Consider the following 22,241-nt stretch of genomic DNA (forward strand, 5'->3'; position numbering starts at 1 on the left):
TTCCATTTTATATAAAAGACTTGGCAGATGCCAAGTCTTATTCCTTAATAAATCGTTACAATTCCATTTCAATTTTCACCTTCAGTCCTTTTTCTGGGGCTGTGTGAATGTGAAGCTTCCCATTTAATGCCTTGACTCGTTCTCTGATTCCCGAGAGGCCCATGCTCATGGTGTGCTGATCAAGATGGCTTGAATCAAAACCGACTCCATCATCCTCGTAGTGAAGAACAACCTGATCTTTAATACAAATCAGCATCACTAACACTTGAGTGGCTTGGGAGTGCTTCAGGGCATTGGATAACAGCTCCTGAACAATTCGGTAAATATTCAGCTGTGAATCAATATCAATGTCCAGTTCTTTATCAAAGCGTGTTGTATTCAGCCGGATATGAAACGGTGCTTCCTCCTGAATTTGAGAAGTCAGCTTCGACATCGCCTTGACTAAACCTAAATCGTACAGCAGCTGCGGCCGAAGTTCATGACATGTTTCTCTCGTGGTTTGAATCACCTTAGACATTTGTTCATTCCATGAGATAAGCGATTGTTCAATAGACGTTGGGCATTGATCGTTTTGGAAATTCGTTAAAAACATCTCTGACTGTCTTTTCAGCGATATCAAATCCTGCAGCACGGAATCATGAAGATCCCTCGCTAAATCGGAGCGCTGTTTTTCTTCCATCGCAAACATGACTTTTTTCAGCCAAGCAGGATTCGCTTCACGCTGCTTCAAATCTTCAAGATGCTCCATCAATTCTTCGATCTTGACGACATTTTCTAAACTGACACTTGTATAAAAAGCCAATGTTTTCAGCCAAGAAATCTCATCACGCGTCAATTTAGGTGTCTGTAAATTGGATAAACAGCAAATCATAAACGAGTGACCGCCCCGCTCGCCAATTTTCATCATAAACCCTTTATCAAGCTCAATGATTTTCCCGACTTCCCCTAAAATATCCTGAAATTGATCCACATACTCTTTCCATAGATTGCTATCACCTGAAGATTCATCAATCTCTTCAATTTGTCCATCTGGCTTCACTTCAAGCACAAAGGCTTTATTAACAACAAGCACTTCTAAAATGGTGTATTTCAAATGATACAGCACTTGATGAAGTGATGACGCCTCACGAATAAGCTGCGTAAATTTAAACACGCTGTCCTGGTAATTATGCTTCTCTGAAAAACGCTTCAGACGAAAACGGAAATCTAGAATTTCTTTGAAATAGAAAACAGCCAGCATGAGCGCGTAGGTGATTAATGCGAGCTTCAGTGTGTACTTCAAATCTTCTGGTTTTTGCAGAATATAAAACGTGACAACAACAAAAATGGTCGGTGTGATGGCTAGAAAGCCATAGTACCTCAGTCTGCTAATCAAAAAATCCATATTGTAAAGTTTGTTCGTCATGAATTGGTACACTAGAGAAAAAGGAATAAGCAAGACAAAAGAAGTCAAGAAAAAGGGATCTACCACATAAATACGAAACAAAACATATGGTATTGCAAATAAAAATATAAATGGACAGAATGCTATGATATTAATCATGACAAAAAACTTTAAAACAGACCCCTGCTCTGTCTCTTTATATTTCCGCATTCCATTGATAATCACTTTGAATGACATGATAATAGAAGCGAAAAAGAATAAAAGATTTAAACTTGGCATGTATCTTGCTATCGCTGAATCTATTGGAACTGCTAGCTCTATCAATAGATTAATTACTGGAAGACTATATAAAAGGCGAATTGTTTTTTGATTTGTTATATGCAAGTTAAACTCTTTAAAATACTGATAAATGAAATGAATATAAAAGATAAATACACTTGATAAACAAAATACGATCACATAATGGCTAAATCTTTCACCAATACCTGAAGTACCTGCACTAAGATACCCGATACAAATCGTTAATAAAAATAAAACTAAAAGAAATGCTGATTTCCGTTGGGTCTCTTTGTTAATTCTAATGATAAAGAAGATACAAAATAAACATATTGAATACAGGACGAGAGGAATTAAATAGACAAATAAACTTTCTTGACCAATCAATGTCTTATTTTTAAGGGTGATCATTTGGTTGCCTCTTTGAATATCAATTCTTTGCACATTCCTAAGCTCACCATTGATCAAATGATCTTTTTTGTTAGCAGGTTCCCCATTGATTTTAAGTATAATATCTCCTTCTTCTAATCCTGATGTGTAGGCTAAAGAAAGATATTCAACTTTGACAACTTCTGCTTGACCGTTCTTGTTCTCCGCTACATGTGCTCCATTAAAAATATCAAATACATAAATATATGAAACATAGATCACAAATAAAAAAGACAGAAAAACCAAAAAAGCAGATAGTTTCGTATAAGTTATCTTCATGTATAAAACATCCTTAACTGGAGAACTTTTAAATCATTTTTAAATGAATAGTATCATTTATAGTACCATATATAATCTGCAGACATTTGCCCTTTTTTAATGCCCTGAATGATTGCTTTCATGGTTTGCTCATCTGTGTGAATTAAACTTGCATTCCCTAAGTCCAATTCATTCACAACACTAGGATTATTCATTAAATATGCAATAACATTTTGAATGTTCAATCATTGCCCTCCTTTGTCATAAATGCATACAATTGTTCCTTATTTGTTTTAGGTAAATCAAGTTGTTCAATCCCTTGCCTCATTTTTAACAGCATAATCTCTCTCATTGATACCATGTACTGAGTCAAACCAGCTTCAAGTAATTTCTGCTTCAGCTGAAATGACTTTTGTTCTGACTCATCTAAACGACCGGAAAAGAACGTAAGAAGCTCTTGACTGGCATCGTTAAAACCTCTTTGTAAATAACTAAATGCCAGCGTTTGTTTTTTTAGAAAATCTCCGTTTGTTTTCGATAATAACGCAAAAAAATCGTTACTGATCTGTTCAGCAACACCATAATATATTGAATATGATTCCACAGTTGAGTTGATTTTTCTCGTCGCTAAATAAACACCCAGTACACTAGAAAGAGCTGTTAATGATCCTGATTTTTTCCTTAACACCTCTACACACTCTTCTTCTGTTTCATGCATATGACGCAAATCCTCATGTTGTCCTTCCATTGACCATTTGATGAGTTGGAACAGTTTCTCAATTAGTTGAGAATCATTTTCACCTATTGATATGATGAATTGGGTACTCAGCGTATACAAATACGTAGAAGCATTGATGGCGACTCCTTGGTCGACGTTCATCCAAGGATACGAATCATTGTCCTGATCTTCAATATCATCTAATATATCGGCTGATAAAATGAGAAGTTCAATCCCTGCTGCCAATTGTGTAATCGCTTGCTTGTCTTGTCCGCCAAATGCCTCATAATGCTTGTAAGCCAATTGCCCAAAGGGAAATTCATTCTTTCTATCTGTAAATTCTAGAAGCAGTTGTTGTAAATCCTTCTGCCTGACTGCATGTTGAATAAAATCAGACATATTCTGCTTGATTTTTGTATTCTCTAGATAGTTTAGCATACTCGCTCTTGTACCTCACCCTTCCGCCTTTTATTTTACTAAAAAGACATGAGCAGATGTCCACTGACATCACTATTTAACAATTATATAATAATATATCCTTTTTTTGTATGTATTTGGATAAAAAAAAGACTTGATGATTATCAAGTCTTTAAGAAATTTTCACATATTCATATTTGTCGTATTGATCAATGCTTTTGTTAATGTTATGAAGAGAAGCCGTTGTTTCTCTAATTTCGTTTTCAAGTTTCCATAATAATTGTTTAAGTTCTTCGATTTCATACTTTTCCATCGATTCCACTCTCCTTTTTTGGAAGATCAATGTATTTGTGTATGGTGATTGGGTCATAAGTATTTGATCTGTTACTAACAGTGTAAATGTAATTGAGTATTTTTTCACCGAAAAGTATGCACAAAATGTGTGCGTGATACCGCAAAATTCAATAGGTCTTTTTTCATCATTTTCTGACTTTTCAAATCATACTTTTATCTCAATTTCAAAGGAACTGCGTCATTTTTGCGACAAGAATAGGCATCATTCGTCACACTTTTCTCACATAAGAACGTATGATCCCTTCCGTATCCTCGGTTTTGCGTGTTATAGGTCAGACGACAGACCCTATTGTGGACACCGCAATTTTTTGGCGACATTCACCGAAATTGACCGCAAAAGTACCTATTTTTATGTTGGATTTATAAAGATAGAAAGATCATTTTGATTCTTTATTCTGATTTTCTACATACATTTAGAACAGATATCCGTCCAATTTCACGTCAATGAGAGAAGAGGTGACCATATGTTTTACTATGTTCCTTATCCTGCTTTGCAGGTTCCCGCAATGAGCCATGCATACCCGCGCACACCTATGACTTTTCCTCCAGTAGATGCCCACTCGTTTCAACGAGCCGCAAAAGAATCAGCCCGACTTGTTGCTGATGCTTCACTCATTACACAGCAGATTTCCAGCTCGCTTTTATTTGCACAGCGCATCATGGAGGCTGCTGAGCGCTCTGATTCGACAAGTGTCACCCGAATGCTGAAGCAAATCGGTGTGAAAAGTGGCATTGACATCCGCTTTAGTCCAGAAGGCATTCGTATCTACTTGTCTCTCGCCTCTAGCAGACTTTTTCTTCTTTTACAGTGGGCATAACAAAAAAAGCCGCTCTGACGTGAGCGGCTTTTCTTAAGATTCAAACATTTTATGACACCATTCAATGGCTTCTATATAACAGTCGTAGGCTTCTTGCTTCGGGAGTTCCCCATTTAACATCTCATCATCCCATTCATTTCGTTCAATCCGTTTGGCTACACCTAGCACAAATGAATAATCATTTTCATAGCCAAGCAGTGCCTCGCCAACTTCATCAGAAAGCGGCAGCTCTTTCACAAGTTCTGTAATATCTGCCCTGACAAGCGTATCAATGAGAGAAAACATGCCTGTCAGCATATAAGAGGCTGGGTGCTCTCGTTCAGTACGACTCGCAATCAGTTCACACGTTTTCGCCCGAATGAATGACATTTTGATAATTTCTTTTTGGCTTGAGTTTGCTTGGACATTCAGTTCTTTAAATGAAAGAATAAAGATCCAGCGCCGAATTTCATTAAACCCAAGCAGGATAATCGCCTGCCGGATACTTTTGATTTGATAAAGACGTCTCATGCCGCCTGAATTCAGCATTTTTAATAATTGATATGACAGCGAAAGGTCACTTTCAATAAAATGGGTCACGACCTGGATATTCGGCTGTTCCTTGCTCAGCTCATTTAAGAGCTGGTGGTACGCATGGAAGCTGGTCGATAATGCTCGTCCTGATATGACACGAGGCTCGCTAAAGAAATACCCTTGAAACAAATGGAAGCCGGCTTCTAGCGCTTCTTCATACTCTCTTCGCGTTTCCACCTTTTCTGCAAGGAAGCGAAGTCGATATTTTTTATACGTATGTAGAATATTTCTTCGTTCTTCCGATGTGGTCTTCAGAAAGTCAATTTTTAAAATATCAATGCAATAGAGGAGTTCGTCAAGCAACTTGTCACTAAAATGTGTTCCGCTTAGAAAAAAATCATCAAGTGCAATCGTATATCCCCATTTTTTTAACTGCTTACATCTCATAATAAGTGCCGGGGTAATCGGTACATTTTCTAATATCTCGATCACAAGCTGATGCGGATCAAAATAGGTGAGCAGATCAGACGAAAGTAAGCTTTCAGTGAAATTAATGTAGCATCTTTTGCCCTCTGTCAATGTTTCGATACCGATATTTAAAAAGCTATTAATAATGAGGTCCGTTGTCGCTTGGTCACCGTCTTCAGCGCTATATGTATTGGTTTCACTATCTCTATAAAGCAGCTCATATGATACGACTTGTTCTTTTCTGTTAAAAATAGGCTGTCTCGCAACAAACACCCTCAACTGCTCCAATCCTCCTTTATGCAATGACAAACAAGATGTGCTTTCAGTATACCAAATGATTGTGCTTATGGTTCACTTTGAATCGGTCAAAAAATAAAAAAAGAGATCACCCGGCTTGATGATCTCTTTTCTTCCAATTAGCTTTCATAAAGCTCTTTTTTAATTTTATTTTTCACGTCATGGATAAACTGCATCTTGTTATCCCAGCATTTTTGACTCAAATCGACTGGGTATTCTTCTGGTTTGCTGATTCGTTTATATTCCTCCCAGAAAAGTCCGAGGCTATCCTGCACATAGGCTTGAATCGTTTGAATATCCGGATTGTCATATACAAGTTTTCCTTGTTCGAAAATCGGGACATGAAGATCCTTAGCCACAAAGTTTGTAACAAATTTGCTGATAAATGTATGCACAGGGTGGAACATTTTCAGTTTATCCTCACTATGAACATCTTCCTCTTCGAGCGCAATGTAGTCACCCTCAGAATGATGATTCAATTGATTGATGATGCGGTACACACGTTTACGTCCTGGTGTTGTCACTTTCTCTGGGTTAGACGAAATTTTAATGGTATCATTCATTTTTCCATTTTCTTCAATAGATACGAGTTTATACACTGCACCAAGAGCTGGCTGATCAAATGCTGTGATTAGCTTTGTCCCAACACCCCACACATCAATTTTGGCACCCTGTGCTTTTAAATTCATGATGGTATGTTCATCAAGATCGCTCGATGCAATGACTTTTGCATCATGGAATCCTGCATCATCCAGCATCGTTCTAGCTTTTTTAGACAAGTATGCAAGGTCACCGCTATCAAGTCTGACACCAATAAAGTTGATTTTGTCTCCGAATTCTTTCGCTACCTTAATGGCATTCGGAATACCGGATCTCACGGTATCATACGTATCGACTAAAAAGACACAGTCTGTATGGGTTTCAGCGTATTTTTTAAATGCCGTATATTCATCGCGGTATGCTTGTACAAGCGCATGGGCATGAGTTCCTGACACTGGAATGTTGAAGCGCTTCCCAGCACGAACATTACTTGTCGCCTGGAAGCCACCGATGAGTGCCGCTCTTGCTCCCCACATCGCTGCATCCATTTCATGCGCACGTCTTGTTCCGAATTCTAGTGCTGTCTCATCTTCAATGATTCCTTTAATCCGAGCCGCCTTTGTTGCGATCAGTGTTTGGAAATTCACGATATTCAGCAAGGCTGTTTCGATTAGCTGCGCTTCTACAAGCGTTGCCTCGATGCGCATGATCGGTTCATTTGCAAAGACAATTTCGCCTTCACGCATTGAATGAAGTGTTCCTGTAAAGGACAACCCGCTTAAATAATCAATGAAATCGCTTTTATAACCGAGTTCATCTTTTAAATACGCTAGATCACTTTCGGTGAAGGAGAAGTCCGATAAATATTCAATCGCTTTCTCTAAACCAGCAAATACAGCGAAGCCATTGTCAAATGGAAGCTTTCTGAAGAAGAGTTCAAAAACTGCCTTCTTCTCATGAATGCCGTCTCTCCAATACGTTTCTGCCATGTTAATTTGATAAAGATCTGTATGTAGTGATAAACTGTCGTCAATAAACCGATGCTCCAACTTCCATTCTCCTTCCCTTACTTAACCACTTTCGCACCAAGCGACTGCTCAAAGTGAGAAAGTGCCCACTCGTGCCCCGCTTCATTAAAACTCGCTACAGCATTCTGGTGAATCACAAGTTCGAAGCCTTTATTGTACGCATCAACAGCTGTATGAAGTACACAAATATCGGTACATACGCCGGCTAAATGAAGTTCAGTGATGCCGCGTTCGCGCAGTTTCATTTCTAATTGAGTGCCTGCAAAAGCAGAGTATCTTGTTTTTTCCATATAGTAGACATGCTTTAAATGTTTTGACGTGTGAAATAGTGAACTTAGTTTGCCATAAAGTTCAATTCCCTTTGTCCCGCGAATATTATGGGGCGGAAATAACTTTGTCTCTGGATGATAAGGGTCTTGCTCTTCATGATGATCGACTGCAAAGACGACAAAGTGTCCTTCATCAATAAACGAAGAAGTGATCTCTGTGATCTTAGGCTCAATCGCCTGTCCAGGCTTTCCGCATGTCAATTTTCCATCGTCTGCAACAAAATCAACGGTATAATCAATACAAATCAATGCTTTGCCCATCCGCATCTCTCCCATATGCTCTTTTGACTCATTATAGCCTATTCATTTCACTAGGGAAACCTATTCAACAGATTCGTGAGAAAAAGCCTTTTGAAGCAGCTCATCTTCTATATAGATGTGCTCTTGATTAACCGCATTCGGCAGCTCTATCACAAGACCAAAAGGAGAATGCGCCTCATAATGATTCACCACTTTAAAGGAACAACCAGCGGCATTAGCCATTTTCACATATTGAGAATATGAAGCATAGGACAACTCACCATTTAAAAGAACAGTGGCCTGACGGTTGGACTTTAAGACTTGTTCTACCTCTTGATACGGTTTATTTCGTAATACCTGTCCCTTTGTCAGGGCGAGAAGCGCTCGTTCCCTTAATGAACCGAGAAACATTCTTCGTTCATCGGGTTTTGTTTCAACATGTCCAAATATTCCTTGCTGCAAATAAAAGTCTACGGATTCTTCTTTCATCGCTGTTTTCACTCCTGGTTTTAAAATTTACATTTCTGTGACCCAGTGCACAATCTTTAGTGCAAGCTCACGGGCTTCGTCTGTTTCTGCTCTTTCCATTAAGGATTGCTCGAGCGTATGGATCAGCTGCTCTTTTTCGTCCTCGTACGCAATGGATTTACTCCATTCAATGTCAGGTACGGCAACAAGCGTTTTATATTCTTTTTTATTTTCATGTAAATATACATTGTAGGTCTTTGGTTGCCGGCTTGTGATGTGTGCTTTTCTAATTTTCATTTGACTCTGTTCACACCTCTTTTTTCTTCTTACATCCATATCCATTGTACCATAAAAAAAGACAGCTTCTGAAAAGGAAATCCCTTTCAAAGCTGGCTACGCATTGAAGCTCTTTGCTGACTAATAAGATTTAAATTCCAAACAAATGTGACGTTTGGACTGTTAAAAAATTGGACGAGGTCCCCTGCATTATAGGTACCTGAACCACCGGCGGAGTAATCAACACTTTTTGGCGAAATGGGAAAAACACCGCCGAAATGTGCCGCCCCATTTCCGTACACACGATCTATATGAATAGGTCCAACAATCGCTGGCATTGCTCCACCACCTTTTCTATCCACATCATTTGCCCAGCTCAACAATACGTGTATCACAAATAAAAAAAGACAGCTGATATTTGATCACCAGCTGTCTTTCTATGCATTAAATGATTGAGGCTGGTCAAACAATGTGAAGTCCCAAAGCATCGTCGCATTAGGATCACTTGTAAGAGACATATAATCACCTGAATTAAAGGCTCCCGCCCCGCCAGTGGAGTGGTTTACAGCCAAAGGGGCAATGGCCAGTACATCACCGAAAGTAGCTGCACCGTTTCCTCCTAATGACTCGATATGAATAGGTCCAACGATTGCAGGCATCAGAATCTCCCCCTATCTGCTTATGTCAATCATCTTATGCAAAAAGGGAAAAGTTGTGCATCTGCCCTATACGTTTAAATGCTGTTCTTTACGAGACCGCTGACGCAGCTGAACCAATCTGACAATATTCAAGGTGATCGCTTTGAGCAGTGCATAGACAGGGACTGCAAAGATCATGCCAAGGATTCCCCCAAAGCTTCCTGCACCAATTAACAGGAGGATAATGGTCAAAGGGTGTGTGTTAAGGCGTTTCCCAATGATCAATGGAGAAATGACATTTCCGTCAATTTGCTGAACGACAAGAATCACAATCACTGTCACCACTGCTTTTCCAGGCGAATCAAGAAAGGCAATCAGCACAGCTGGTGCCGCGCCAAGATATGGTCCAAGGTACGGGATCACATTTGTGACCGCAATGATAATACCGAGAATAAGCGCATATTTCACACCAATTAATAAGTATCCGATAAAACAAGCCACTCCAACAAATAAACAGACAACAATCTGCCCCTGTATGTAAGCCGCAAGTGTGTCGTTTAATTCTTTAAAAATTTTCAACCCTTCCTTACGGTAAGGCATTGGCAAAAATTGAACGAGCTTGTCCGGAAACTTATGCCCGTCTTTCAGCATATAAAACAAAATGAACGGAACTGTGATGACGGCTAAAGCGATATTGGCAATCACGCCAAACACAGCAGACATACTTGAAGCGATATTTTCCGGCAAATCTTTTAATGTCGAAACGATCGTCTGTTCAAATTTTGAGACAGACACATAATCTTGGTTCATCATCCAAGTAAATGTTTTAGAATGCGAAAAGTCATTGATAAACTTCTGCATGTCCGTCACATAACCAGGGAAGCTTTTGACAAGTCCACCGACCTGCGAGACAATCACCGGTCCAGCAGCATTGACGATGAACGTGATGAGTCCAATGAACAGAAGATAAATGATCAGGATAGCGAGTGTCCTAGGAATTTTCTTGGACAAAAATCGAACAATTGGATTAAAGATGAAAAAGAGAATACCCGCCAGTAAGATGGGGACAAACAGAGTTGATGCAAATAAAATAATCGGCTGAAATAAAAACGAAACCTTTGTTGATACATAGACAATGAGTAAAACAAGTAATATTTGGAATGTCCAAAAATGAACTTTAGATTTTAACAAAGATGCTCCTCCTGTTACGTATTGATCTTATTAAAAAACTACTATTCAACCCACCTTCTGTCAACTGCTTCTTGTTTTAGAACCTCATTTTTTGAAAAAAAAAGAACAATTGGTATATCATGCACTTTTTCCAGATATACATTCTATAAGCATGAAAAAAAAGCAGACATCTATGCGTCTGCTTGTTACACTCTTTCACTGTGATCAGGCATCACCGACACGATTTGCTGGATCCGCACATAAAAAACTGATTTCGCCCCCGCTTCAATCACAATATGATCCGGCATAACTTCCTTCAATTTCCCACGCACCGTATCTTTCACTGTTTGCACAATTAATCTCATACCGACCACTTTCTGCAATGTTTGATAAACATATGGATCAACTAATGAAACAAGCTGTGGACTTCCTTGTTGTGCCATCCTACCTGCCCCTTTACTTGTGTATTTACCCACAGCGTATGCATGAACCCATGTGAATGTCACTCAGGGCAAACCCACAACATTAATACCATATTTTTACAAATAGTGCGTTTTTACATTTTTTAGAAGTATAATAGATTGGTGCTGCCAACAATTTAAATCATTCGAAGAGGTGAATTGTCTTGAAAAAACTCATCTGTATTGTTGCTGTCATGCTCTTTCTATCCTCTGCAAGTTATGCGTATGCAGGCACAATTGGAGATCCACCTGGGACGCCGGGGAAGTGGTTTAAAGGAGAAGAGCCCGTTCAAAAAGACGAGTCAAAACCACCACTTGTTTTTGTTCATGGCATTAACAGCTCCTCCTCCACTTGGTCCGATCGAAACGATATGGCAAAGCAGGCTGTTCTGAACGGATACGAAAGCGCATTCATAGATTTGCATCCAGATCAGGACATGAAAAAGAACGGCAAACTATTAGCAGAAAAGCTCAAAGAAATTTATGATGCGTTTGGTAGAAAACTCATTGTGATTGGTCATAGTAAAGGCGGGGTCGATACACAGTCCGCACTGGTGTATTTCAAAGCCCATCCCTATGTGGAAAAGGTCATTACTCTCGGCTCTCCTCATAACGGGACACCGCTTGCGGATCTAGCGTATAGCAAGGGCGGAAGCTGGCTCGCGCAAATTCTTGGACAAAAAAGCGACGCGCTTTATTCTTTGCAAACCGGTCTGATGGCGGCTTTTCGAAGTGAAACCGACCAGCTGGAGGCGTTTCCCAATAAATATGTCACCTACTCTGGCTCGGAATGGGGAACATTTGGCGGTGTGCTGTATTTAGGCGGCATGTATTTAAAGAGCTTTGGTGCAAATGATGGCGCCGTCACGGTAAACAGCACAAGACTATCGTATGCAAACAATATTTTAACAGGAAAATGGGATCATCATTCAATCAAAAACGGCACAAGTATGTTTCCTGTGTTCCAGCATCAGCTTCTGGCAAATGTCGCAAGCGCTGAAAATGAAAATAAAGAGGAACAAGAGCCCGTTTCTGCTGAGCTGAATACAGATGTTTATGTGAAAGGTGGAGAAAGTGAAAAGGATAAAACAGAAGCGTTCTATGTAGAGGAAGGAACGAATGGCTTATCGATTCAGTGGTTAAATGAAAGGCAGGAGACGCGGCCAGAAATCATCGCCCCAAATGGAGACGTCTTAACAAACCTTAAGACATCGGAAGCATCTTTCCCATATGAAGGCGCATATTCACACCATGTGCAAATCAATAAGCCCGTTCCTGGAAAATGGACGATTCGATCGAATTCAGGAAAAAAGGCTCCTTATCTGCTGCTTGTATCCTTTGATTCACCATTAAATGAAGAAATTAAAGCAGCTGCATCGAAGTCAGGGGATGCATCGACCCATTCAAGCGGTCTGATTAAACGGTTAAGCAAATCAGTGGAAACCAATTACTTTAAAGATGCACAAAAGGATCATCCACTGAAAACAAGTACCTCATCAGCCATTCAATTGAAAAAAGAAGGTGCTTATTCCGTCACGGTGCATTACACCGGACTCACTACGTCAGGAACATCTGCGTTTAACCGTACCGTTATTCGCACGTTGTATGTCGATCAGCACGGAACGATTCATGGAGACATTCCATACTAAACAGAGCGTTTCATGGGCTGGAGTGCCTGCTGCACTTTCTGATCCAAATCGGCAATCTTTTTCATTGCCAATGATTCGTCTATTTGTCTGTAATGGTGGTGTCCGCCAGGCTCTTCATCCATTTCATCTGCTTTCTTCACAATTTGCTGGAGTGTGTCCTTATGGAGGTCGCCCTCTGGCAAATATGAATCCGTATGAAGCAGAATCGCAAGTGCAATATCTTTGGCTGCTTTTGGTTCCTCCCCGAGCCGTATGAGCAGTTTGTGTGCCCGCTCTGCACCTTTAATGGCATGAATATCATTTCTTCTATATGTCTCGTAATCCCATTCTCCGCCGGCTGTATACCATTCATAGTGGCCGATATCATGCAAGAGTGCTGCTTTCACAGCCAGATCTGGGTTAATTCCCGCCTGCATCGCCAGCTTGAATGCGTGATAAGCACAAGCAATCGCATGGGCTTTTCCTGAACGATTTAAATACTTTTGAGCAACTGGATGGGTGTAAACATCCATTAATGTAACCTTTCTCATGGAAACCCCTCCTTATCTATATTTTTAGCATCCTAACATATTCTGAAAAGAAACTCAAATGTTCTGTTATATTTTCTATGAGTCTCAAGATTAGCTTATGTCAAATCAACTGGTTTTGCTTGTACAAGACGAAAAAAAGCAGTCGTGATGACTGCTTTTTTCTTCTTTACAGTGTGATATGAAAACCCTTGAAGTCTAGCTGGCGCGGAGCGAATTTGAGATTCGTGAGCACCGGCATGCAGGACTGACACCGAATGCGAGGGTTTGTCTTCACGCTGCTACAGTCGTTATGACTGCTTTTTCACATACTCACGTGCATCGTATACGCATCCGCCAGCTGGATCATCCGCTAAAAGATCGAGCAAAATACCTGCGACTTCATCTGGACTCTTCAGCGTGCCTGTTTCATATAATTGCTGAAAACGGTCAATTTGTTCGAAGTCCTGTTTTGATGACTTCCGAATCTCCCCCTGCATATCTGTATCAATGGTTCCGGGGGAAAATGAAAACGTGTTGATTGGATACGCCTCGTCCTGCTGTTCCTCATGCAAAGTCCTCATAAACATATCAAGTCCTGCCTTTGAGCTGCAATACGCACTCCAGCCTTTATAAGGGTTTTTCGCCGCTCCAGAAGAAAGGTGAACGATCGTTTTCTTTCCGCTATATGATTGAGTCTGCTTGGTAAAAACATGGCTCAGCAAAACAGGGATGACAAGATTCAACGTATAATGCTGATGAAGCGTATCCTGTCCGCCTTGCCCCACACGTTTGATAGGTGTCACCATGCCTGCATTATTGACGAATAAGATGTCATCAGCAGCTGCCAGTGTTTGCGGCGTGAGACTATCTTGAAGCCATTTGGCTGCTGCTTTCTCATCTGTCAGGTCGACCTGTGTATGTGTGAGCTCCGGATGGTAAATCGGCGATGCACTTCTTGCTGCCGTATACACATGGTCCCCGCGTGAAAGCAGCCGGTTCACAAGTGCTAGACCAAATCCTTTTGATCCGCCTGTAACGATTGAAATTCGAATGACAATCTCCTCCCTTGATAACACTATTTTACGTAGTGGAACGGTATGACATCAAGCAATCTGCATAAGAAAAGCCTGCCTCTTTTCAAAGAGACAGGCTATTTCTTTTCAGCCTTCACATTCACCTTAGGAATCAGAATGAACATCACGACAATACCAAAGACGATTAAGAAACCAAAGATGATCGGAAGCAGTGCTGATGTCTGCTTCTTGTGATCATCGCCAGAAGGTGCTGATACAGCGGCATCACGAAAAGAGATATTCATCTCTTCCATCATGTGAGCTGATGTTTTGGGCGGGTTCTCTTTTAGATCACTGAAAAGCTGCGGAGAAAGAGACCCTCCCGGAGTTTTAGGCGGTTCAGCAAAATGAATGTCTGTTTTGACTGTTGATGTCTTTTTGCTTTGTTCGTATTTCGTTTGATCCCTCAATATACTTGAGTTAATATTGAGTTCTTTTTCCTGATATTCATTCGGCTTGACATTTGTATCCGTATCTTCACCAGCAGCGAAAGCAGCAGGAATGAGGAGAAAAAGGGACATGACACCAAGTGCCACCCCTTTCACGAACAGATTAAGCCTCATGAGTCACATCACGTTCCTCCGTTTTATCTTTCCATAACTTTGTCACAAGCGGGATGGCCATGAAGAGGACAGTTAAAATCACTAATCCTATAACACCCATTCCAAAGTGATCTCCATTTCCATATTGGATGGACAGGTACACGTCTGTCACTGGATTTATGAAATGGAAATTCGGCATCACCAAATCAATTAATGGTGCGACAAAGAAGAAAATAAGCGCCGTTGCTGCCATCCATCCGGCAATAGAGCCGAAAAGGAACGCCGTGCGAATAAAGGCGGAACAAGCCACTAATAGTAAAATCGTGAAAATGGACCACTGAATCGCTTGATCATCTGCAAGCTTGTAAATGTTCAGTCCAAACAAGCTGATCATGAGTCCGACTAATAGATTTAAGATGCCAAACAGTGCACCTTTAACCAGCATCGGAGCTGCCGCATAATACGAGCTGAAAAAGCCAATTAACAAACTGCTGATCATCACAATGACCAAAATGACCACTGGCGGTACAGTCTGCGTTTTTTCTTCCGGCACATCACCGCTGATTTTCAGCGGATTGGCTAAGTGGTTATACACATAGTTGCTGTTGCCTTGATCACTCAATGTGTTTCCTAAAATACCCTTCAAATCTTGCTGAACAAGCTTCGTAGAGTTGACATTCTTGCTCCAGTTTTCATTCAGCGTATCCGCTTTTTCTTGAACTGTTGTCACACTCTCTTCAATGTTATTCGTATAATCCGCCACCCCTTTTTGGCGGTCGGTTAACGAACTCATATTTTCAGAAAGACGAAGCACTTCCTGACCAATTGAATCCTGTGCACTGACAACAATTGAACTGCCTGCAAGGTCTGCCGTATACACTGCATCTCCTTGATCAGCCATTTGCTCCGCAACATTGTCCGCACTTTCAGAGATTGTATTTAATTCCTGTTCCATGCTTGCCTGCTGAGTCGAAATGTATTCTGCATAGCCATCTGAAAACTTCTGCATCTCATCAATAAAAGTAGACACATCATCGTTTGACGTCAGCATCTGGTTTTTGAGCGTATCCCAGTTTTCTGTTTCCTCTTTTTTGATGGAGAGGATGGACTGGATTTTCTCTTCTTTTGTGTCTAGTAGAGAAGAGTTATTTGTTGATTCGTAAAAATCATCAAGCATCATATATAGTTGGGAGAGTTGATTGGAATACTCCATTAATTTTTTAGTGTCTGTTGATTTTGTATCAAACTTTTCCTCAAAAAGATCATCAGCAAAGGCTCCACCAATTGGTGAGTTTCTGCGCTTCAGCTCTTTTACTTTACTTACAATGGATGATTCTTGATTTTGGATTTCATTCGGAATGACGTTATATCGATCTTGTAACCATAGAAACTTTTTTTCAAGTTTACCTATTTTATCAGAAAGGTCCTTAAGCTCCTTACTCATCTGACTCACTTTGTCTTTCAATTCGTCATTATGAGCGGCAGCTTTTTCTTGAATCTTCTTTTTCACTTCTTCTAAACGAGTAGAGAGTGCTTTAAGGTCATCCTTAGATGAATTCGTGCTGCCGGAATCTGGCTGAACAGGATTTTCGCCCTCTCCACCTTCTTTGCCATTTTCAGTAGTAGGCGGCGTCTCCTGATCTGCTAATTGATCCGCGAGATCGTTCATTTCTGTTGAAATTTGCGAGAGTTCATTTGTCTCTTCATCTAAATTAATCCCAATCTCTTCAGGGTTTTCATTATCTTGATCTGATGGTCCATCCTTACTGGAGTCCTCTGGCTTTTCAGTTTCAGCTAAAATCTGCTCCCTTTTTTCTTTTAAATTATTTCGCAAGGCTTCCATCTTATTTTTATAGTATTCCAGGTACTGCTTTTCATAGTTTTTAATCAGTTCCTTCTGAGATGCCATCACAAGTTCCGTTAATCCCGTTGCTTGCTTAGGAATAGCGTCTTCTCTTGACTTTTGAACAGATTGAATGGCGCTGTCAGTTGTGTTCAGCTGACTTTGTACCCCGTTGATGTCTGTTTTTAGTCCGCCCATTTGATCACTAAAGCTGCGGGCATTTTGGTTTTGAATATCAGCAAGCTGTTTGAGCCCTTGCTGGATTTGTTTTTGACTTGTCGATTGCGCTTTGATCAAGAGATCCTTTTGTTTGTCTTGATACTGCTGGTATTGATCGACTGCTTTCACAAAGTCCTTTAACTGGTTCTTTGCTTCTTCTGTTGTACTCAAACCGTCTTTATACTGTTTCTGTGAATCGGTCATCGCATTTTTTAATTCTTCTATTTGTTTCTTCTGCTGCTGAACGGCATCTGATAATTTGTTTGAGTTCGGCTTATAGAAATTATACATTGTGTTTTGGAATTCGACTTCTTTGCCGACAATATGCTCAAACTCTTCTCTAACATTGCCGATTTCCTGTGATACAAAACTCCAGTATAACGTCGACATCTGTTCATTCATTTTCTTTTGCGCATTTTCCAGCTCTCTTTGCACTTTCTCTTTATTGACTGAATTGAGCTGGTCTTGAATAGAAAATTGAATGGATGCCTTTTCAGGATGGTCTTTATCATAGCTCAGCACATTTTTAGAGAAATCAGACGGAATATAGAGGACAGCGTCATACTTTCTGCTTTTCAGTCCATTTTCCGCCGCACTGCGATTCACTACGGTCCATGTATAATCTGGACGCTCTGATAATGCTGCCACGACATCCTGTCCGAAACGAGCGGTGTTTTCACTTTCGCTCGCTCCCATATCTTCATTGACCACAGCAATATTACGTGTGGCATTCTTTTTCTGTTTTGCCGGGTCATCTCCAATGAGGTGGAAAAATAAAACCGGCAGAACAAGAATCAATATCATGGTCGATACGATTTTGATGGAGCTTTTTTGCTGCTCTGTCATTGAACACTCTTCCTTTCTACCGCACATAAAGGAACCTGGATTTTCTTCTCTTTCCCGTTTTCAACCAAATACCCGAACCCTGGCTGAATATCTGGTTCTTGTCTTGCATATGGAAGCGGTATGATGTTTTGCTCTGATTTTTTCATGAGTAACATGGCATGACGAACTTGTTTAATTTCGTTTGTGAGTGCATCATAGCCTTTACTGAATTCGGTATGATTCCCTGATGCGATCAGGCTAAAGCCTAGGTGTGCATATGACTTCATGAAATCAGCCAATTGATCTTGAAGACGCGGATCGATCGTCTGCTGAAAACGCGTAATGCCATCAATCACAAGCACAATTTGAGGGAACGACAACTGATCGGTCTCTCCCCTGCGTACAGCTTCGACGTACATCTCTTCCCGCACCTTGAATAAACGGTCTATTTCCTCTGCCCATTCAGTGATATCATCCTTTGTTTCAAGGTAATCGATGTTCTCTTCCTTTGCATAATGGGAAAGACCCCGATCAATCGAATCAAACACGGCCAGCTTCTCAGGTCTTGCTGCTAAAAGCTGATCAAGCATCAGTTTTGTCACATTTGTTTTCCCTCGCTGCGTTTGACCGATGATGAGGCAGTGTTTATTCTTTTTCAAGTCAAAGTAAACAGGTGCAACAGATTCCTCATCTAGTCCGACTGGAATGTCATACGGCTGTTTTTGTTCTTCTAAACGACTCTCTAGCTCCCAAATGGTCAGTTTATCAGGAAGCATTGGCACAGGCTTTGGTTTTTCAGCTGATTCAAAGCGATCATGAAGAAGCTGTATCTCTTCTTTCAAATGCTCAAACAGTTCGAGATCGTTCTCTCCTTCAACTGGCAGGAACATTTGCGCAAAGTAAAGCTCTTCTTTATTGATAATGACTCGTCCTGGAATCGGTTCTAAGCTGAATTTCGGTCTGCCAATAATCGAATACGCCTCTCCTTGATCCATTAAGTAATGAACAACCTTTGTTTTCAGGTTATTCATAAGAGATTGGCGGACTGCGTTTACCCGAGTCGCTGTAATCAAGAAGTAAATTCCTAATGATTGTCCATCACGGCTCAGCTGGATAAATTCAGATTCAAGTTCATGCATTTCGTCTTTGACAATGTCAAAGTTGTCGATCACGATGAAAATGAACGGGAGCTTTTTCTCATTTAAGGCGTTGTACATTTTGATATGACTCATTTCTTGCTGCCTGAATAACCGCTTGCGGTATTCAACCTCTTCCCGCAAACGCGTCATCGACTTTTGAATCTTTCTCATTTGATCCATTAAGAAATAATCCGCCGTGTGCGGCAGCTTGGCTAACGGAAGCAATGTCCCGTTTCCGAAGTCATAAATATACGCATGCCATTCTTCAGGTGAATATCTCTCCGCAAAGCTCATGAGCAGTGTTGTGGCAGCAAGTGATTTGCCGTAGCCGGAGGAACCGAAGATGCCAATGTTCCCATCTTCCATCATTTGATAAGAAAGTGGATGCTGGCTTTGCTGATCTGGCTCATCGACAAGCGCAAAATGGAAGACATGCTCTTCACTCGACGCATAACGTGTTTTTGGAATCCGTTCTTCAAGCGGTGGAAGCCATGGACTTGGAAGCTTCTCAATCCCAAGCTCCTGCTGCATACGTTCAATTTCATCCACAACAGCAGAAATCTCCGATACTGTCTCTTTCTTCACTGCCGGCTCTGTACTTACCCCTGATAACGGAATGAGTCCAGTATCTGTCACAATGGCAATGTCATCTTCTGATCCGTAGCCATCTTCCATATATGGCGCACCGCTCCAAGCTGATTGGAACAATTCATAAATTTCATTGTTCCCCACTTGTAAGTAGCCGCGGCCTGTAACGGTAATGGACGCCGCATCACTATTTTTCAATATTTCCTTACTGTCTGACGCATCTTGTACTTTTAGTGCGACCTTAAAGCGGGAGTTACTCCAAATCTGATCATCGATGACCCCGCCTGGCTTTTGGGTAGCCAAAATGAGATGGACCCCGAGGCTTCGGCCGATACGTGCAGCACTGACAAGCTCCCTGATAAAGTCCGGCTCTTCACTTTTTAATTCAGCAAACTCATCAGAGATTAAAAATAAATGAGGCATTGCCTGTTCAGCCTTATTCTCCTTATAGAGCTTCGTATAATCATTGATGTGATTCACATGATATTGATCAAACAGCCGTTGTCTTTTCTTCAATTCACTTTTAATTGAGGCAAGCGCTCTTTCACTAAAGTTCTTGCTGCCTTCAATATTGGTGATGGTACCTAGTAAATGAGGAATATTTCGGAACGGCTGCGCCATTCCGCCTCCTTTATAGTCAATCAGCAGGAAAGCGACTTCATGCGGGTGAAAGTGTACAGCGAGCGATAAAATGTACGTCTGTAAAAATTCACTTTTCCCTGATCCTGTTGTTCCCGCCAACAGGCCGTGCGGACCGTGTGCTTTTTCATGCAGATTCAGATCCACAATGTCATTTTTCCCTTTATAACCGATTGGCACAGATAGTGATTTGGCCGTTTCTGATGTGAGCCATTTTTCACGAATACCAATCTCGTCTACCTGTTTGGCATGAAAAAGGTCAAGGAAGGAGACCGTTTCAGGAATCGAATTGGTCATGCCAACTTGATGATCTAATGTTCTCAGCGTTCTGGCAAACAGCTCATTGTCCCCGCGCTCATGTGTATCAAGCTGAAATGGAATTCGGACGGCTTTCTTGTGCTGAATGAGAATATCTCCTTCTTCTTCGTTAATATAACGGACAAGCGTCGAGATATTTTCAGCTAAGCTTTCCTTTGTTTCAGCAGCAAAAATAATTGAGATGCCAAGGTCTGTCCGGCTGCCTTCTAAATATTCTAAAATCACATGTTCAGCAATAAGCTCGTGATTTGTCACGATAAACACAAAGTGAGGCGTAAAGATTTTTTTCTCTTTTTCTTCTTCTAAATCACGCTCACGTAAAATTTCATAAATCGAGGACAACAGCTGATCGCGTGTTTGTTCGTTGTAAATAAACCCTTTGCCGTATGTATGAGGCAGCTGGAAATGCGGAAGCCATTTCATCCATTCCCAATTCTCATACTCCTGCTCATGAAAAATAAAGACAAATCTCAAATCGTGATAGCTGTGCGAGAAAGCAAGCTGTCCGACAAGCTGATGAAGCTCCTTTTTCACAATGGCTGGCTTTCCAATCAAGCCTGTTGGGCCATCTGCAAGACCAAATGTAATGGGTACATCCTTCACTTCACGATAGACCTGTTGCATGTGCTGCGTTTGTTCCATTAAGTCATCCATGTCACGATTGGCCATATCGCCGCCGCTCATCGATAATTCATAGCTTGATGGGACTGCACCCGTCCCAAGACGCAGCTGCAAGAAATCGTCACTCACAAGTGTTTTTTCCCAAATTCGGCCGCTAATTTCTGACGTTAAGTACTTCATTTGTTCAAATGACGGGTAATGATACGTCAAAATATATTGCTGGCGGTCGTAGAGCTCTTGCAGCTCTTTTCGTTTATTTTCTAAGTATAGAGAATAGACTCGCTGCCGTTTCTCTTCTCGTCTTTTGCGTTGTGATTTCTCTTTAAAGTATTGAACGGACGATGTGATTAAGGTCATGATAAACATCGCCATCGACACGACAATAAAGATTCCGCGCGGCTGGACAAGAGCGACAATCCCCATCACAAGGAGCATCACAAGCGGCGGAAGGACAACAAGCCAAAGCCCTCTGCTGTTATTTTCACTCTCCTGCGAAGGAAAGCTAAAGGATACCCGGTCATCTGGCAGATCATAAATTAAACGCGGTGTTCGTCTATATAAAGGATATTTTTGTTTTGTTTCTGTGCTTGGTGCTCTTGTTTTTTCCAAACGTGTTTGAAATGGTTCATATGCAGTCACCTGCAATAAATCATCATCTTTCAATGTCACCGTTAGAAAGTTCCAGAACAGCTCATCTCCAGCATCAATTGTCTCTGGACCGTGAATTTTTTTCCCGTTCACATAAATCGTTTCGTCCTGAGGCATGACATACCAAGATCCTTCGATTTTCTCCAAAGTAAACTGGCTCGCATCTTGAAACATGGAATGCGCTTGTTCTTTCCACACATCAATACCATCTTTTTCCTCACGTGAAAAAGATAGCTCGACTCTATTTCCTAGGTAATAAATGTGTTGGTCATGGTGTGCTTCCATTAACATAAGTGTAAGTGATCCAAGTTTATATGGTTCATGTGGAAGTAATGTGCCTTTCTTCTCTTCACCCTGATAAATGGAAAAGCCATCATTCGGTTCATCGGGAGATAAACGGATGACCCCCTCATCAAACGAAAGTGAAGGGATTGTCACCGTATGCTCTATTTCAGGTCCAATCACAGCTTCTCGATTGAACTGCTCGTCTAAACGGACGGTTTGATAATCCTCCTCATAAAAAACCCAAAGAAGACTCAAACGCTC

General features: G+C 41.0%; 20 protein-coding genes. 2 read left to right on the top strand and 18 right to left on the bottom strand.

Features of this window, described 5'->3' with window-relative positions; all coding sequences use genetic code 11:
• Positions 1 to 55 precede the first annotated feature (55 nt).
• The 4 genes from MHH26_RS13130 to degQ all read right to left on the bottom strand — a co-directional run bounded on the left by MHH26_RS13130 (position 56) and on the right by degQ (position 3,795).
• The gene (locus tag MHH26_RS13130; RefSeq protein ID WP_340973638.1) at positions 56 to 2,368 is read right to left on the bottom strand and encodes an ATP-binding protein; all 2,313 of its coding nucleotides are present in this window, start codon (positions 2,366 to 2,368) and stop codon (positions 56 to 58) included.
• A gap of 53 nt (positions 2,369 to 2,421) precedes the next feature.
• Complete coding sequence (locus MHH26_RS13135; protein WP_080869541.1) at positions 2,422 to 2,592, bottom strand: competence pheromone ComX; 171 nt, start codon at positions 2,590 to 2,592, stop codon at positions 2,422 to 2,424.
• The gene (locus MHH26_RS13140) at positions 2,589 to 3,503 is read right to left on the bottom strand and encodes a polyprenyl synthetase family protein (RefSeq protein WP_340973639.1); all 915 of its coding nucleotides are present in this window, start codon (positions 3,501 to 3,503) and stop codon (positions 2,589 to 2,591) included. Before MHH26_RS13140 ends, MHH26_RS13135 begins: the two co-directional genes overlap by 4 nt.
• Positions 3,504 to 3,654: 151 nt before the next feature.
• Positions 3,655 to 3,795: a degradation enzyme regulation protein DegQ gene (gene degQ / locus MHH26_RS13145; RefSeq protein ID WP_003213123.1), complete on the bottom strand. Its 141-nt coding sequence runs from the start codon at positions 3,793 to 3,795 to the stop codon at positions 3,655 to 3,657.
• 505 nt (positions 3,796 to 4,300) lie between these two features.
• Between degQ and MHH26_RS13150 the strand changes: the two genes are divergently transcribed.
• Entirely contained in the window at positions 4,301 to 4,654 is a 354-nt protein-coding gene (locus MHH26_RS13150) for an inner spore coat protein (RefSeq protein WP_340973640.1), read from the top strand.
• A 33-nt stretch (positions 4,655 to 4,687) separates the two neighbouring features.
• Here the strand turns inward: MHH26_RS13150 and MHH26_RS13155 are convergent, their stop codons facing one another.
• The 9 genes from MHH26_RS13155 to MHH26_RS13195 form a co-directional block, all read right to left on the bottom strand.
• Positions 4,688 to 5,914: an EAL and HDOD domain-containing protein gene (locus MHH26_RS13155; protein ID WP_334750679.1), complete on the bottom strand. Its 1,227-nt coding sequence runs from the start codon at positions 5,912 to 5,914 to the stop codon at positions 4,688 to 4,690.
• Between the two features lie 137 nt (positions 5,915 to 6,051).
• On the bottom strand, positions 6,052 to 7,521 hold the full coding sequence (locus tag MHH26_RS13160) for a nicotinate phosphoribosyltransferase (protein WP_034659831.1): 1,470 nt from the start codon (positions 7,519 to 7,521) through the stop codon (positions 6,052 to 6,054).
• Between the two features lie 17 nt (positions 7,522 to 7,538).
• The gene (locus tag MHH26_RS13165) at positions 7,539 to 8,090 is read right to left on the bottom strand and encodes a cysteine hydrolase family protein (RefSeq protein ID WP_127687105.1); all 552 of its coding nucleotides are present in this window, start codon (positions 8,088 to 8,090) and stop codon (positions 7,539 to 7,541) included.
• A 60-nt stretch (positions 8,091 to 8,150) separates the two neighbouring features.
• Positions 8,151 to 8,558, bottom strand: coding sequence for a YueI family protein (locus tag MHH26_RS13170; protein ID WP_340973642.1), 408 nt, complete (start codon positions 8,556 to 8,558; stop codon positions 8,151 to 8,153).
• A 27-nt stretch (positions 8,559 to 8,585) separates the two neighbouring features.
• A complete protein-coding gene (locus tag MHH26_RS13175; protein WP_307500179.1) occupies positions 8,586 to 8,834 on the bottom strand; it encodes a YueH family protein in 249 nt (82 codons plus the stop codon).
• A gap of 86 nt (positions 8,835 to 8,920) precedes the next feature.
• The gene (locus MHH26_RS13180) at positions 8,921 to 9,151 is read right to left on the bottom strand and encodes a spore germination protein (protein ID WP_334750410.1); all 231 of its coding nucleotides are present in this window, start codon (positions 9,149 to 9,151) and stop codon (positions 8,921 to 8,923) included.
• 99 nt (positions 9,152 to 9,250) lie between these two features.
• A complete protein-coding gene (locus MHH26_RS13185; RefSeq protein ID WP_034659837.1) occupies positions 9,251 to 9,472 on the bottom strand; it encodes a spore germination protein in 222 nt (73 codons plus the stop codon).
• A gap of 66 nt (positions 9,473 to 9,538) precedes the next feature.
• On the bottom strand, positions 9,539 to 10,642 hold the full coding sequence (locus MHH26_RS13190; protein WP_034659839.1) for an AI-2E family transporter: 1,104 nt from the start codon (positions 10,640 to 10,642) through the stop codon (positions 9,539 to 9,541).
• Positions 10,643 to 10,827: 185 nt separating this feature from the next.
• The gene (locus MHH26_RS13195) at positions 10,828 to 11,064 is read right to left on the bottom strand and encodes a YuzF family protein (protein WP_003213721.1); all 237 of its coding nucleotides are present in this window, start codon (positions 11,062 to 11,064) and stop codon (positions 10,828 to 10,830) included.
• A gap of 182 nt (positions 11,065 to 11,246) precedes the next feature.
• Here MHH26_RS13195 and MHH26_RS13200 point away from each other — a divergent pair, with 182 nt between their 5' ends.
• Positions 11,247 to 12,731: an esterase/lipase family protein gene (locus MHH26_RS13200; RefSeq protein ID WP_066030464.1), complete on the top strand. Its 1,485-nt coding sequence runs from the start codon at positions 11,247 to 11,249 to the stop codon at positions 12,729 to 12,731.
• Here MHH26_RS13200 and MHH26_RS13205 read toward each other — a convergent pair.
• The 5 genes from MHH26_RS13205 to essC form a co-directional block, all read right to left on the bottom strand.
• Positions 12,728 to 13,261 carry an HD domain-containing protein gene (locus MHH26_RS13205; protein WP_060597222.1) on the bottom strand — a complete coding sequence of 178 codons (534 nt, stop codon included), beginning with the start codon at positions 13,259 to 13,261 and terminating at the stop codon, positions 12,728 to 12,730. The genes MHH26_RS13200 and MHH26_RS13205 overlap by 4 nt on opposite strands.
• Positions 13,262 to 13,548: 287 nt before the next feature.
• On the bottom strand, positions 13,549 to 14,292 hold the full coding sequence (locus MHH26_RS13210) for a (S)-benzoin forming benzil reductase (RefSeq protein ID WP_034660685.1): 744 nt from the start codon (positions 14,290 to 14,292) through the stop codon (positions 13,549 to 13,551).
• Between the two features lie 98 nt (positions 14,293 to 14,390).
• A complete protein-coding gene (gene essA, locus MHH26_RS13215) occupies positions 14,391 to 14,876 on the bottom strand; it encodes a type VII secretion protein EssA (RefSeq protein ID WP_034659843.1) in 486 nt (161 codons plus the stop codon).
• Positions 14,866 to 17,763, bottom strand: a complete 2,898-nt coding sequence (gene esaA, locus MHH26_RS13220; RefSeq protein WP_340973645.1) for a type VII secretion protein EsaA — start codon at positions 17,761 to 17,763, stop codon at positions 14,866 to 14,868. The genes essA and esaA overlap by 11 nt, the downstream gene beginning before the upstream one ends.
• A complete protein-coding gene (essC, locus tag MHH26_RS13225; RefSeq protein WP_334750415.1) occupies positions 17,760 to 22,235 on the bottom strand; it encodes a type VII secretion protein EssC in 4,476 nt (1,491 codons plus the stop codon). The genes esaA and essC overlap by 4 nt, the downstream gene beginning before the upstream one ends.
• Positions 22,236 to 22,241: the final 6 nt, after the last annotated feature.

It is taken from the genome of Bacillus sp. FSL K6-2839 (assembly GCF_038003365.1).
Taxonomy (GTDB): domain Bacteria; phylum Bacillota; class Bacilli; order Bacillales; family Bacillaceae; genus Bacillus.